This window comes from Methylophaga muralis, assembly GCF_001720165.1.
Taxonomy (GTDB): domain Bacteria; phylum Pseudomonadota; class Gammaproteobacteria; order Nitrosococcales; family Methylophagaceae; genus Methylophaga; species Methylophaga muralis.
This window is the reverse complement of sequence record NZ_MCRI01000042.1, coordinates 1-15,174: the sequence shown is the minus strand read 5'-3', so window position 1 is coordinate 15,174 and position 15,174 is coordinate 1. Positions and strand designations below refer to the sequence as shown.

At 43.9% G+C, this 15,174-nt stretch carries 11 protein-coding genes and 1 tRNA gene; all 12 read left to right on the top strand.

The features are described 5' to 3' along the window. Window positions 1-63: 63 nt before the first annotated feature. The 12 genes from A9E74_RS12135 (at window position 64) to fusA (ending at window position 15,144) form a co-directional block, all read left to right on the top strand. Window positions 64-139, top strand: a tRNA-Trp gene (locus tag A9E74_RS12135). Between the two features lie 37 nt (window positions 140-176). Then, entirely contained in the window at window positions 177-515 is a 339-nt protein-coding gene (gene secE / locus A9E74_RS12130) for a preprotein translocase subunit SecE (protein WP_069296882.1), read from the top strand. 13 nt (window positions 516-528) lie between these two features. Then, the gene (gene nusG / locus A9E74_RS12125; protein ID WP_069296881.1) at window positions 529-1,062 is read left to right on the top strand and encodes a transcription termination/antitermination protein NusG; all 534 of its coding nucleotides are present in this window, start codon (window positions 529-531) and stop codon (window positions 1,060-1,062) included. A 76-nt stretch (window positions 1,063-1,138) separates the two neighbouring features. Next, complete coding sequence (rplK, locus tag A9E74_RS12120; protein WP_069296880.1) at window positions 1,139-1,573, top strand: 50S ribosomal protein L11; 435 nt, start codon at window positions 1,139-1,141, stop codon at window positions 1,571-1,573. After that, on the top strand, window positions 1,573-2,265 hold the full coding sequence (gene rplA / locus A9E74_RS12115; RefSeq protein WP_069296879.1) for a 50S ribosomal protein L1: 693 nt from the start codon (window positions 1,573-1,575) through the stop codon (window positions 2,263-2,265). The genes rplK and rplA overlap by 1 nt, the downstream gene beginning before the upstream one ends. Window positions 2,266-2,475: 210 nt before the next feature. Next, complete coding sequence (gene rplJ, locus A9E74_RS12110; protein WP_069296878.1) at window positions 2,476-3,003, top strand: 50S ribosomal protein L10; 528 nt, start codon at window positions 2,476-2,478, stop codon at window positions 3,001-3,003. Between the two features lie 57 nt (window positions 3,004-3,060). After that, the gene (rplL, locus tag A9E74_RS12105) at window positions 3,061-3,435 is read left to right on the top strand and encodes a 50S ribosomal protein L7/L12 (protein ID WP_069296877.1); all 375 of its coding nucleotides are present in this window, start codon (window positions 3,061-3,063) and stop codon (window positions 3,433-3,435) included. 169 nt (window positions 3,436-3,604) lie between these two features. After that, on the top strand, window positions 3,605-7,681 hold the full coding sequence (rpoB, locus tag A9E74_RS12100; protein WP_069296876.1) for a DNA-directed RNA polymerase subunit beta: 4,077 nt from the start codon (window positions 3,605-3,607) through the stop codon (window positions 7,679-7,681). Between the two features lie 53 nt (window positions 7,682-7,734). Beyond that, window positions 7,735-11,928 (top strand): DNA-directed RNA polymerase subunit beta', encoded by a 4,194-nt coding sequence (gene rpoC, locus A9E74_RS12095; protein ID WP_069296875.1) that lies wholly within the window; start codon window positions 7,735-7,737, stop codon window positions 11,926-11,928. A gap of 151 nt (window positions 11,929-12,079) precedes the next feature. Then, window positions 12,080-12,454: a 30S ribosomal protein S12 gene (rpsL, locus tag A9E74_RS12090; RefSeq protein WP_069296874.1), complete on the top strand. Its 375-nt coding sequence runs from the start codon at window positions 12,080-12,082 to the stop codon at window positions 12,452-12,454. Between the two features lie 45 nt (window positions 12,455-12,499). Further along, window positions 12,500-12,970, top strand: a complete 471-nt coding sequence (rpsG, locus tag A9E74_RS12085; RefSeq protein WP_014707497.1) for a 30S ribosomal protein S7 — start codon at window positions 12,500-12,502, stop codon at window positions 12,968-12,970. Window positions 12,971-13,044: 74 nt separating this feature from the next. Beyond that, window positions 13,045-15,144, top strand: a complete 2,100-nt coding sequence (fusA, locus tag A9E74_RS12080) for an elongation factor G (protein WP_084003080.1) — start codon at window positions 13,045-13,047, stop codon at window positions 15,142-15,144. Window positions 15,145-15,174: the final 30 nt, after the last annotated feature.

Genomic DNA, 15,174 nt, shown 5'->3' with positions numbered 1-15,174 from the left:
TCGAATAGTATGTAATGCTTATGGTTGAGCACATGGGTGCTCAACCGAATGGGAGCATATGTTAGGCCAGTAGCTCAATTGGCAGAGCGACGGTCTCCAAAACCGTAGGTTGGGGGTTCGATTCCCTCCTGGCCTGCCATTTTTGTTTTCATCAAGATGGATTAATAACAAAAACAATGGCAGATAAACTCAAATTGATAGTCGCAGCCGCCTTAATGGTCGCTGCGATTGCTTTGTTTTATACCTACTCAGAGTATTCAACATTGCTGCGTGTGCTTGGTCTCCTTGCGGTGGCCGCACTTTCCTTATTCATTGTGTCCCGAGCAACTGTGGGTGCATCAGTGTTATCATACATCGGTGATACTCAGGTAGAAGTGAGAAAAGTTGTCTGGCCAACTCGGCAGGAAACTTTACAAACGACCCTGGTTGTAATTGTTATGGTCATTGTTGTTGCCATTATGTTGTGGGCCTATGACTCACTTTTAGGCTGGGCCGTTCGCGCACTGACCTTATAAAGCTGGATGTGAAATGAGTAAACGCTGGTACGTAATACAAGCCTATTCCGGCTATGAAGCACAAGTAAAACGTTCGTTAGAAGAACGTGTTGCCCGAATGGGTCTTGAAGAAAAGTTTGGTGACATTCTCGTTCCTACAGAAGAAGTTGTGGAAATGCGTGAAGGTCAAAAACGCCGTAGCGAACGCAAGTTTTTTCCTGGCTATGTGCTTGTCAATATGGAAATGGATGATGAAACCTGGCATGTGGTAAATGATCTGCCACGGGTTTTACGATTTATTGGTGGTACTGGAGATCGTCCTGCGCCAATTACGGATAAAGAAGCAGAGCAAATTCTGCAACGTGTTCAGGAAGGCGTTGAAAGTCCACGGCCGAAAGTACTTTTCGAACCCGGTGAAGTGGTTCGCGTTACTGACGGTCCTTTTAATGATTTCACCGGCGTTGTCGAAGAAGTCAATTACGAGAAAAGTAAGCTGCGCGTGGAAGTGGTTATTTTTGGTCGTTCTACACCAGTTGAACTTGAATTTAGCCAAGTCGCCAAAGGCTAGGCAAAAAAGAAGCCCAGTTAATACTGGAATGTTGTTGGGGAGCCGCAAGGCGTTTGTACCCGTTTAGGAGTTAAAGATGGCTAAGAAAATAACGGCCTACATCAAGCTGCAAGTTGCAGCTGGTCAGGCAAACCCAAGTCCTCCTGTTGGTCCTGCATTAGGTCAGCACGGTGTGAACATCATGGAATTCTGTAAAGCGTTTAACGCAAAAACACAAAATCTGGAACCAGGCTTGCCTACACCAGTTGTGATTTCTGTGTACAACGATAAAAGCTTTACTTTTATCACTAAAACGCCTCCGGCCGCAGTATTGCTGAAAAAAGCAGCTGGCTTGAAAAGTGGTAGTGCTCGCCCAAATACCGATAAAGTCGGTACTGTTACTCGCGCTCAATTGGAAGAAATTGCCAATACAAAAATGCCGGATCTTTCTGCTGCAGACTTAGACGCTGCAGTAAGAACGATTGCTGGTACTGCACGCAGCATGGGTTTGAATACAGAAGGGGTTGAATAATGGCTGCTCTTGGAAAAAGAAGTCGCGCTATTCGCGAGAAGCTGACTGCTGGAAAAGTGTTTGAGCTTGATGAAGCGTTAAGTTTTGTAAAAGATAACGCCTCAGCTAAATTTGTTGAATCTATTGATGTCGCAATTAACTTAGGTGTTGATCCACGTAAATCTGATCAAGTCGTTCGTAGCTCAACTGTATTGCCAAACGGAACTGGTAAAACAGTTCGTGTTGCTGTGTTTGCACAAGGTGCAAATGCTGATGCAGCTAAAGAAGCTGGCGCTGATATTGTAGGTTTCGAAGATCTGGCTGAATCAATCAAAGCCGGCAATATGGATTTTGATGTTGTTATCGCTTCTCCGGATGCGATGCGTATCGTTGGTACATTGGGTCAAGTATTAGGACCTCGTGGATTAATGCCAAACCCTAAAGTCGGAACTGTTACACCAAACGTTGCTGAAGCTGTTAAAAATGCTAAGTCTGGTCAGGTTCGTTACCGTACAGATAAAGCCGGCATCATTCATTGCGCAATTGGTAACGCTAGCTTTGAAGTAGAAGCTTTGCGTCAAAACCTTTTAGCGTTGTTAGACGATTTGAATAAACTGAAACCAAGCTCTGCTAAAGGCATTTACATTAAACGCATTAGTGTTTCCAGCACAATGGGTGCCGGTGTTCCAGTTGATAAATCATTCTTAGCTTAAGCTGAGAAAAAATTTGGACCGCCCAGTGCTAGTCACTGGGTCGTCTAAGACCGCAGGCATGAAAATTTAATAGACGTAAGTCTGCCTGCGCAGACGGGTTCAGCTACAGAAATTCTGAGGTTGAATGCCGTGAAGGTGGAAGTGGCAACACTTCTTTTGTTAGCAACACACGCTACTTGATTATGAGTAGTGAACCTAAGGAGGTCTTAGGTGGCTTTAAATCTCGAAGGTAAAAAGGCCGTCGTTGCTGAGGTCGCTGAAATTGCATCATCTGCGTTTTCTGCTGTTGCAGCAGAATATCGTGGTTTGACTGTTTCAGAAATGACAGCGTTGCGAGTTGCAGCGCGTGAGCAAAATGTTTATTTGCGTGTTGTGCGTAATACATTAGCTCGTCGTGCTGTTGAAGGTACTGATTTCGCCTGCATGCAGGAAGGAATGACTGGACCTTTGGTATTCGGATTTTCTATGGAAGATCCAGGTGCCGTTGCACGTGTCATGGCTGATTTTGCTAAAGACAACAAAAAACTCGAAGTCAAAATGGTTTCATTAGGTGGCAAGCTGTTGCCTGCTTCTGATTTAGACCGTTTGGCGAAAATGCCTACCAAAGATCAAGCTATTAGCATGTTCATGGGTACGCTTAAAGCTCCAATCGAAAAATTTGTTCGTACTTTGCAAGCGCCTACCAGCAAAATGGTTCGCACTTTTGCGGCCGTTCGCGACGCAAAACAAGCTGCTTAATCCATTTTGGATAAGTAACTTTTATTTAATTCTGTAAGCTTGAAATAGGAAAATATCATGGCTGTATCTAAAGACGATATCTTGGAAGCGATTTCCAATATGACAGTTGTTGAGATCGTAGATTTGATCGAAGCAATGGAAGAAAAATTCGGCGTAACTGCTGCTGCTCCTGTTGCCGCTGCTGCTGCCGCTGCTCCAGCCGCTGCTGCCGCTGAAGAACAAACTGAATTCAACGTTGTTATGACTAGCTTTGGCGAAAACAAAGTTGGCGTAATCAAAGTTGTACGTGGTCTGACTGGTCTGGGCTTGAAAGAAGCTAAAGACATGGTAGAAGGCGTTCCAGCAACTGTTAAAGAAGGCGTAGAAAAAGCAGAAGCTGAAGACGTTCTGAAACAATTGCAAGAAGCTGGTGCGACTGCTGAACTTAAGTAAGCACACCTACAATCGTGGTCAGTTTACTGCCACGAAAAAGAAAATGGCTGGTGACTTTAGTCACCGGCCTTTTTCCGTTGCAGGCCGATCGACATTCGGCCACCTACAATATATGACCCTACCTGCATTTCCGTTAAAAGAAATCAGGTGTTTCTTCGAGGTGTAATACATGGCTTATACGTTTACCGAGAAAAAACGGATTCGTAAAGATTTTGGCAAGCGACCAAGTGTCTTGACCGTTCCAAATTTACTGGCAACTCAGGTCAATTCCTATCAGGATTTCCTGCAAATGGCCGTCCCTGCTGATGAACGCAATGCAATGGGCTTGCATGCGGCATTCGAATCAGTGTTTCCGATTAAAAGTCACACTGGTATGGCTGAGCTGCAATATGTTAGCTATCGTCTCGGAACACCAGCTTTTGACGTCAAGGAATGTCAACTACGTGGTGTGACCTATGCTGCGCCTCTTAGAGTAAAAATGCGTCTGGTTATCTATGATAAAGACGCCCCTGCAAAATCAAAAGTCGTTAAAGACATAAAAGAGCAGGAAGTTTATATGGGTGAAATCCCATTAATGACGGAGAAAGGTAACTTCGTTATTAACGGAACAGAGCGAGTAATCGTTTCTCAGTTACACCGCTCCCCAGGTGTGTTTTTCGATAGCGATAAAGGAAAAACACACTCATCAGGTAAGATCCTTTATAACGCTCGAGTTATTCCATATCGTGGTTCATGGTTGGATTTTGAATTTGATCCTAAAGATGCTGTATTCGTGCGTATTGACCGTCGTCGCAAATTGCCGGCTTCAATCCTGTTACGAGCATTGGATTACAGTAACCAGGAAATCCTGGAAATTTTCTTTGAAAACGATACTTTCACCCGTAAAGGTGATGGATTTGAATTAGCTCTGGAGCCACAACGTTTACGTGGTCAATCTGTGCCATTTGAAATTCTTAATCCAGATGGTGAAGTAATTGTTGAAGCTGAACGTCAAATTACTGGTCGTCATATTCGTCAAATGGAAAAAGCGGCAATGACGACTTTGGCAGTACCAACCAACTATTTGGTAGGTAAAGTAATCGCTAAAGATGTTATTGATCCTGCCACGGGCGAGTTGTTAGCCAATGCCAATGATGAAATAACCAGCGATTTATTAGAGAGCTTAGAGCGCTTTGGTATTAACGTTATCGATACAATTTTTGCTAACGATTTGGACCATGGTCCATACATGTCAGATACCTTACGTTTGGACGAAACTCGCAGTGCGTTAGAAGCTAAAGTTGAAATTTACCGGATGATGCGTCCTGGTGAACCACCAACAGAAGATGCTGCTCAAAACTTATTTACCAGCCTGTTTTTCAGTCAAGATCGTTATGATCTGTCGAATGTTGGTCGGATGAAATTCAACCGTCGTTTAGGTCGCGAAGAGCTGGATGGCGAAGGTATTCTATCTAAAGAAGATATCGTAGCTGTTCTGAAAGAGCTGATTGGTATTCGTAACGGTTTTGGTGTGGTCGATGATATTGATCACCTTGGTAACCGCCGTGTGCGTAGCGTTGGTGAAATGGCCGAAAATCAATTCCGTGTTGGTTTAGTTCGTGTTGAACGTGCCGTTCGTGAACGTTTGAGTATTGCCGAATCTGAAGGTTTGATGCCGCAGCAACTGATCAACGCAAAACCGGTTGCCGCAGCGATTAAAGAATTCTTTGGTTCAAGCCAGTTGTCGCAGTTTATGGATCAAAACAATCCATTATCTGAAGTAACGCATAAACGTCGTGTTTCAGCGTTAGGGCCAGGTGGTTTGACACGTGAACGTGCAGGTTTTGAAGTTCGTGACGTTCACCCCACACACTACGGTCGTGTTTGCCCAATTGAAACACCTGAAGGTCCAAACATCGGTTTGATTAACTCTTTGGCATGTTATGCCAGAACTAATCAATACGGTTTTATCGAAACGCCTTACCGTAAAGTTATTGATGGCAAAGCGACTGAAGAAATTGTATATCTGTCTGCAATTGATGAAGGTGAATACCGCATCGCGCAGGCAACTATCAATCTGAACGATGATTTTTCCATTGCTGACAATATGGTTCCATGTCGTCATAAAAACGAATTTTCATTAATGCCTTCAGAGCAAGTGCAATTGATGGACGTTTCGCCACGCCAGGTTGTATCGGTTGCTGCTTCATTAATTCCATTCCTGGAACATGATGATGCTAACCGTGCATTGATGGGTTCGAACATGCAACGTCAAGCTGTGCCGACATTACGTGCCGATAAACCATTAGTGGGTACCGGTATGGAGCGTGTTGTTGCTCAGGATTCCGGTGTTATGGTTACTGCTAAACGTGGCGGCGAAGTTGACTCTATTGATGCGAGCCGTATTGTTATTCGTGTAAATGATGACGAAACTGAAGATAATGAATCAGGTGTTGATATTTATAACCTGATCAAATACGCCCGTTCAAACCAAAGCACAACGATTAATCAACGTCCTATTGTCAAGCCTGGTGATATCGTTGCTAAAGGTGATGTCTTAGCGGATGGTCCTTCAACGGATAAAGGCGAACTGGCACTGGGGCAAAATATCCTTGTGGCATTTATGCCCTGGAATGGCTACAACTTCGAAGATTCGATCTTGTTGTCAGAACGTGTTGTTGAAGAAGATCGTTTCACAACCATTCACATTCAGGAACTGAACTGTCTGGCTCGTGATACTAAGTTAGGTACTGAAGAAATTACTGGTGATATTCCAAATGTCAGCGAAAGTGCGTTGGCTAAACTGGATGAATCAGGCATTGTCTATGTAGGTGCTGAAGTTAAGCCTGGCGATATTCTTGTCGGTAAAGTAACACCTAAAGGTGAAACGCAACTGACTCCTGAAGAAAAATTGCTAAGAGCAATCTTTGGTGAGAAAGCTGCTGATGTAAAAGATTCTTCTTTACGCGTACCTTCAGGTACCTACGGTACGGTTATCGATGTTCAGGTTTTCACCCGTGATGGCGTTGAGAAAGATGAGCGTACCCGTCAGATTGAAAAAGCTGAACTGGAAAAAGTCTGGGCCGATTTAAAAGACCAACACCGTATTATGGTGGATGACGTGTTTGCCCGTCTTGAGCGAACTCTGGTTGGCAAAGTAGCTGATAAAGGTCCTGACCTGAAAAAAGGTGACAAAATCACCAAGGCGTATCTGAAAGGGCTTGAGAAGTCACAGTGGTATGACATTCAGATGGCTTCTGATGAGTTGAACGCCATGCTTGAAGCGACAGCTAACCAAATCAAGCAATACCGTACTGATATGGATGAAGCTTTCCAAATCAAGAAAGATAAGTTGACTTCTGGCCATGATTTGGCGCCAGGTGTACAACGTATGGTCAAAGTTTTCTTGGCAGTTAAACGTCGTATTCAGCCCGGTGATAAATTGGCCGGTCGTCACGGTAACAAAGGTGTTATTTCAAACATCGTTCCTGTTGAAGATATGCCTTATACCCAAGATGGCCGTCCGGTCGATATCGTGTTGAACCCACTTGGTGTTCCATCACGGATGAATATCGGTCAGATCCTGGAAGTCCACCTTGGTTGGGCAGCTAAAGGCTTAGGTTATAAGATTGAAGAAATGCTACAGCAACAACGTGGCATTGCCGAAATCAGAGAGTTCTTAGGCAAAATTTATAACACCAGTGGTAAAAAAGAAGATTTGGATTCGTTAACTGATGAAGAAATCTTAGAACTGGCTGGCAATCTGCAAGCGGGTGTGCCAATGGCGACACCAGTATTTGATGGTGCTGACGAAGGCGAAATTAAAGCAATGTTGGAACTTGCTGGCTTACCTACAACAGGTCAGGCCAAACTGATTGATGGCCGTACAGGTGAAACATTCCACCGTCCGGTTACTATTGGTTACATGCATATTTTGAAACTGAATCACTTGGTTGATGACAAGATGCATGCACGTTCAACAGGTCCTTACAGCTTGGTTACGCAACAACCGCTGGGTGGTAAAGCTCAGTTTGGTGGTCAGCGCTTTGGTGAGATGGAGGTATGGGCACTGCAAGCTTATGGTGCTGCTTATACGCTTCAAGAAATGCTGACAGTCAAATCAGATGATGTGAACGGCCGAACTAAGATCTACAAAAACATCGTTGATGGTGATTATCGGATGGATGCGGGCATGCCTGAATCCTTCAAAGTACTAACACGTGAGATTCGCTCTCTAGGTATTGATGTCGACCTGGTCGAAGAGTAAGCGCGAACCCGATAATCAGGACATATGTCGTTTAACGACAGCGGAGAAAAAATATGAAAGATTTGCTTAACATGTTAAAGCAACAAACGCAGCCGGAAGAGTTCGATGCGATTCGCATCGGCCTGGCTTCGCCAAAAATGGTCCGTTCTTGGTCATTTGGTGAAGTTAAAAAACCGGAGACCATCAACTACCGTACCTTTAAACCAGAACGCGAAGGTCTGTTCTGCTGCAAGATTTTTGGACCGGTAAAAGACTATGAATGTCTGTGTGGTAAATATAAACGCCTGAAACACCGCGGTGTAATCTGTGAAAAATGTGGCGTTGAAGTTACTGTGGCCAAAGTCCGTCGTGAGCGTATGGGTCACATCGAACTTGCCAGCCCAGTGGCACATATCTGGTTTTTGAAATCATTACCATCACGTATTTCATTGTTCCTTGACATGACCTTACGTGACATTGAACGAGTGCTGTATTTCGAAGCGTTTATTGTTGTTGATCCGGGCATGACACCATTAGAAAGAGGTCAATTACTTTCTGATGAAATGTACATGCAAGCTGTTGAAGAATATGGCGAAGAGTTTGATGCACGCATGGGTGCTGAAGCCGTTCAGGAACTGCTGAGAAGTATTGATCTGACAAAAGAAGTCGATGTCATCCGTGACCAGATAGAAGGCACTAATTCAGAAACCAAGATCAAGAAATTAACCAAACGTTTGAAATTAATGGAAGCCTTCCTGGATTCTGGTAACAAACCAGAATGGATGGTTATGGAAGTCTTGCCGGTATTACCACCAGATTTGCGTCCATTGGTACCATTGGATGGTGGTCGTTTCGCGACTTCAGATCTGAATGATCTGTATCGCCGCGTAATCAACCGTAATAACCGTTTGAAACGTCTGCTCGACTTAAACGCACCAGATATTATCGTGCGTAATGAAAAGCGGATGTTGCAGGAATCTGTAGACGCATTATTGGATAACGGTCGTCGTGGTCGTGCGATTACCGGTACCAACCGTATGCCATTGAAGTCCTTGGCCGATATGATCAAGGGTAAGCAGGGTCGTTTCCGTCAAAACTTGCTGGGTAAACGTGTCGATTATTCTGGCCGTTCAGTAATTGTTGTTGGTCCATATTTAAAACTGCATCAGTGCGGTCTGCCGAAAAAAATGGCGTTGGAACTGTTTAAACCATTTATTTACGGCAAACTTGAACGTAGTGGTCAAGCTACTACGATTAAAGCTGCCAAAAAAATGGTAGAACGTGAAGGACCGGAAGTCTGGGATATTCTTGAAGAAGTAATTCGCGAACATCCTGTATTACTTAACCGTGCACCTACACTGCATCGTTTAGGTATTCAGGCCTTCGAACCATTATTGATTGAAGGTAAAGCAATTCAGTTGCATCCGTTAGTCTGTGCCGCCTATAACGCCGACTTTGACGGTGACCAAATGGCTGTTCACGTACCTTTATCATTAGAAGCACAGCTTGAAGCTCGTTCTTTGATGATGGCGACAAATAATATTTTGTCGCCAGCCAACGGTGAGCCAATTATTATTCCTTCACAGGACGTTGTATTGGGTCTGTATTACATGACTCGTTCATTAGTAAATGAAAAGGGTGAAGGTAGCCGGTTTGCAGATATTGCAGAACTGAGACGTGCTTATGACAACAAAGTAGTATCTTTGCATGCCAAAGTAATGGTTCGTATTGATGAAACAGACGTAACGTTGCCTGAGCCAGAACAAAATCGCACTATCCGTGTTGAAACAACAGTAGGTCGTGCAATGTTGTTCAGTATTGTGCCAAAAGGACTGCCATTTTCAGTAGTTGATCGCACGATGACTAAGAAAGCTATCGGTGATCTGATAAATACCTGTTACCGTCGTTTAGGTTTGAAAGACACAGTCATTTTTGCTGATCAGCTGATGTATCTTGGTTTTGCCCAAGCCACTATGTCAGGTGCCTCGGTATGTGCTGATGACATGGTTATTCCTGAAGCTAAAGGCAGCATTCTTGCTAAAGCCGAAGCCGAAGTTGAAGAAATTGCAACACAATATGCTTCTGGTTTGGTTACCGATGGTGAACGTTACAATAAAATCATCGATATCTGGTCACGTACCAATGATCAAATCGCAAAAGCGATGATGGATGGTCTGGGTACTGACACAGTACTTGATGCTGAAGGTAATAAAGTACAACAACAATCGATGAACTCCATCTATATGATGGCCGATTCTGGTGCTCGTGGTAGTGCCGCTCAGATCCGTCAGTTAGCGGGTATGCGTGGTTTGATGGCGAAACCGGATGGTTCTATCATCGAAACGCCAATCACCGCTAACTTCCGTGAAGGTCTGGACGTTTTGCAGTACTTTATTTCCACCCATGGTGCTCGTAAAGGTTTGGCGGATACCGCTTTGAAAACAGCTAACTCAGGTTATCTGACTCGTCGTTTGGTTGACGTATCTCAAGATCTGGTTGTTATCGAAGATGATTGTGGTACCACTAAAGGTATCAGCATGACACCTATTATCGAAGGCGGTGATGTTGTTGAAGCCTTAGGTGAACGTGTACTGGGTCGTGTTGTATCAGAAGATGTTCTGAATAGTGACGGTGATGTGGTATTAAGTGCCGGTCATATGATCGATGAAGCATCTGTGACAAAACTGGAACGCGAAGGTATCGACGAAGTTATGGTCCGCAGTGCGATTACCTGTGAATCACGCTACGGTGTCTGTGCATCTTGTTATGGTCGTGACTTGGGTCGTGGTCATAAGATTAACGTTGGTGAGGCCGTTGGTGTTATCGCTGCACAATCTATCGGTGAGCCTGGTACTCAGTTAACCATGCGTACCTTCCACATTGGTGGTGCTGCATCACGTACCGCAGCTGATAACTCAGTTGTACTGAAATTCAAAGGTCGTATTCGTTACTTCAACATTAAATCTGTTGAAAACTCGGCTGGAAAATTCATTGCGGTTTCCCGTTCAGGTGAGTTGCATTTGATCGATGAAAATGGCCGTGAACGTGAGCGTTACAAGATTCCTTATGGTGCTGAAATCGCGGTAGCCGATGATGATGCAGTAGATGCAGGTCAAATTGTAGCAACGTGGGATCCGCATACCCATCCAGTTGTAACCGAAGTTAAGGGTCATATCCGACTAAGTGATTTGGTTGAAGGTGTTACTGTTGATAAACAAGTTGACGAAGTCACTGGTCTGACCAGCTTGATTATTCGTGAACCAAAACAACGTAGTAGTGCAGCCAAAGATATGCGCCCAATGGTTAAGTTGATTGATGACCATGGTAATGACGTTAATATTGTGGGTACCAATATTCCAGCAGAATACTTCTTACCAGGTGGTGCGATTGTTCGTGTTACAGATGGTATGGAAGTGGAAATTGGTGACATCCTGGCACGTATTCCACAGGAAAGCAGTAAAACGCGTGACATCACAGGTGGTCTGCCACGGGTTGCCGACTTGTTTGAAGCACGTAAGCCGAAAGATCCAGCATTGATGGCTGAAATCAGCGGTACCATAAGCTTTGGTAAAGAAACCAAAGGTAAACAACGTTTAATCATTACACCTAAAGAAGGTGAGCCGCATGAAGAGCTGATTCCTAAATGGCGTCATGTATCTGTGTTCGAAGGTGAGCATATTGAAAAAGGTGAAATGATTGTTGATGGACCGGAAGATCCACATGATATCTTGCGCTTAAAAGGTATTCTGGCTTTAGCAAACTATATGGTGAGCGAAGTTCAGGAAGTTTACCGTTTACAGGGCGTTAAGATTAACGATAAGCACATCGAAGTAATTGTTAGACAGATGTTGCGTAAAGTTGAAATCGATGCCGTTGGTGACAGTAAGTTCCTTAAAGGTGAGCAAGTAGAATTTGATCGTGTATTGGATGCAAATGATGAGTTAGTTGGTCAGAATAAGATGGGTGTGTTGTTTACGCCTATGCTGCTGGGTATTACTAAAGCTTCATTAGCAACTGACTCGTTTATTTCTGCTGCGTCGTTCCAGGAAACCACACGGGTTCTGACCGATGCTGCTGTAACCGGTAAGAGTGATAGTTTACGTGGTCTGAAAGAGAACGTAATTGTCGGTCGACTGATTCCGGCTGGTACAGGTTTGGCATACCATAAAGAACGTCAGCGTCGCCGCCAGGGTGGTAAACCTGCCGCAGTTGAACCTGTAGCGGAAGTGATTGAAAATAGTGAGGAAGAAATCAACGAAGCTTCTTAAAAGAAGCCTTGACGCAATGCTTTGTTGCGTTGTAAAATTCCTCTTCTTTGTCGGGCATCCTTATCTGGATGCCCGCTTTTAATAGAATGGTAATGCGAGAAGAATTAGTATCGCAGGCTACCATCAATAGATATTTGTTAAGGTTGTATTAATGGCAACAATTAATCAGTTGGTTCGCAAACCAAGAGTTAAACAGAAGAAAAAGAATAATGTACCAGCTCTGCAGGCATGCCCTCAGCGTCGTGGTGTTTGTACACGTGTTTATACGACAACACCTAAGAAACCAAACTCTGCGATGCGTAAAGTAGCTCGTGTACGTTTAACAAATGGTTTTGAAGTGACTTCCTATATTGGTGGTGAAGGTCATAATCTGCAAGAGCATAGCGTTGTATTGATTCGCGGTGGTCGTGTAAAAGATTTGCCTGGTGTGCGTTATCACACAGTCCGTGGTGCTCTGGATACCTCTGGTGTTTCTGCGCGTCGTCAAGGCCGCTCAAAATACGGTGCAAAACGTCCTAAAGGTTAATCCTTGGAAAGCACTGAGCGTTAATTAAAGATTTAGGATATAGAAATGCCAAGAAGAAGAGTTGTTGCTAAGCGTGAAGTTTTACCAGATCCAAAATATGCAAATATTGGATTGGCGAAATTTATCAACGTCATCATGAAAGATGGTAAAAAGTCTGTTGCTGAAAAAATCACCTATGGCGCTCTGGCTTCAGTTTCTGAAAACAAGGGCGGAAATGGTCTGGAGATTTTTCAGAAAGCAATTGAAAATATCAGTCCAATGGTTGAGGTTAAATCTCGTCGTGTTGGTGGTGCAACCTATCAGGTTCCTGTAGAAGTTCGTGCAGAACGACGTGTGGCTTTAGCTATGCGCTGGTTAGTTGAAGCTGCCCGCAAACGTGGTGAGAAATCAATGGGTATGCGACTTGCTGGTGAGTTATCTGATGCCTATGAAGGCAAAGGTACCGCAGTTAAGAAGAAAGAAGATACGCATCGTATGGCTGAAGCTAACAAAGCGTTCTCGCACTTTAGATTTTAAGTTATACCCTTGCCTGACTAGACTCAGGCAAGGTTTTTGTTCTTTAACATTGTTGATCGTAAAGAGTAGCTATAGTGGCACGTAGTACACCTATTAATAGATACCGGAATATTGGCATCATGGCACATATCGACGCGGGTAAAACCACGACGACTGAGCGCGTGCTGTTTTATACCGGCATCTCACATAAAATTGGTGAGGTTCACGATGGTGCAGCTACTATGGACTGGATGGAACAGGAGCAAGAGCGAGGAATTACCATTACCTCTGCTGCTACAACCTGCTTCTGGGCCGGTATGGATCAACAATTCCCGCAACACCGAATTAACATCATTGATACTCCAGGTCACGTTGATTTCACAATTGAAGTCGAACGTTCTCTGCGTGTGCTTGATGGTGCCGTTGCTGTTTTCTGTGCAGTAGGTGGCGTAGAGCCTCAGTCCGAAACAGTTTGGCGCCAGGCAAATAAATATCACGTACCACGTCTTGCATTTGTAAATAAAATGGATCGACAGGGTGCTGATTTTCTCCGTGTAGTTGAACAAATCCAAAAACGTTTAGGTTCCAGACCAGTTGTAATGCAATTACCAATTGGCGCTGAAGAACGCTTTGAAGGCGTCGTTGATTTGGTCAGAATGCAAGCGATTTATTGGAATCAAGATGATATGGGTGTCACTTATGATGCTCGTGATATTCCAGTTGAGATGCTTGCTGAATGTAAAGATTATCGTGAACAATTAGTGGAAGCAGCAGCAGAAGCTAATGAAGAATTAATGAATCAGTATCTCGAAACAGGTGAGCTTACTGATGAACAAATTAAAACCGGTATCCGGTTACAAACATTAGCCAATGAAGTGGTTCCTGCATTCTGTGGTTCGGCCTTTAAAAATAAAGGTGTTCAAGCTGTATTAGATGCCGTTGTAGAATATCTGCCATCACCTACAGAAGTGCCAGCAATCAAAGGCCTTATTGACGTTGATAACGAAGAGTACGGTACACGTCAAGCTGATGATAAAGAGCCGTTTGCTGCGTTAGCATTTAAAATTGCAACTGATCCATTTGTAGGTACTTTAACTTTCTTCCGTGTTTATTCCGGCGTATTAAAGTCAGGAGATGCTGTCTTTAATCCTATTAAAGGCAAAAAAGAACGTATCGGTCGTTTAGTGCAGATGCATGCTAACAGTAGAGAAGAAATCACCGAAGTATTTGCGGGTGATATTGCTGCAGCGATTGGCCTTAAAGATACCACAACAGGCGAAACGTTGTGCCATCCCGACCATGTAATCACTTTAGAGCGTATGGATTTTCCTGAGCCCGTTATTTCAGTTGCCATAGAACCAAGAACGCAGGCTGATCAAGAGAAAATGGGTATTGCATTAGGTAAGCTTGCCAAAGAAGATCCATCATTCCGTGTTCGTACTGATGAAGAGTCAGCGCAAACAATTATTGCCGGCATGGGGGAATTACATCTCGATATTATTATCGATCGCATGAAACGTGAGTTCGGCGTTGATGCCAATGTAGGTGCCCCACAAGTTGCTTACAGAGAAACTATCCGTAAAAAAGTTGAATCTGAAGGTAAGTTTGTGCGCCAAAGTGGCGGCCGTGGTCAATATGGACACGTCTGGTTACGTCTGGAACCAATGCCTGCTGGAAGTGGATATGCCTTTGAAAATGCCACGATCGGTGGAACAGTTCCAAAAGAATACATTTCATCTGTAGATAAAGGTATACAAGAGCAGATGAAAAATGGTGTAATAGCCGGCTACCCTGTGGAAGATGTCAAAGTAACTTTGTTTGACGGTTCTTACCATGATGTCGATTCAAATGAAATGGCTTTTAAAGTTGCCGGATCAATGGCTTTCAGAAACGGTGCGCTTGAAGCGTCACCTTCGCTTCTAGAGCCGATTATGAAGATTGAAGTTGTAACTCCTGAAGATTACATGGGAGATGTGATGGGTGATTTGAATCGCCGTCGCGGCTTGGTGAATGGGATGGATGATGCGCCAAGTGGAAAAATTATAAAGGCAGAAGTGCCGTTGGCAGAAATGTTCGGTTACGCAACAGATTTACGCTCAGCAACACAAGGTCGTGCTACGTACTCAATGGAGTTTGCGAAGTACAGTGAAATTCCTGGAAATGTCGCTGAAGCAATCATTAACAAAACGAAATAAAACATAGTTGAACGAGGTAGATAGATGTCC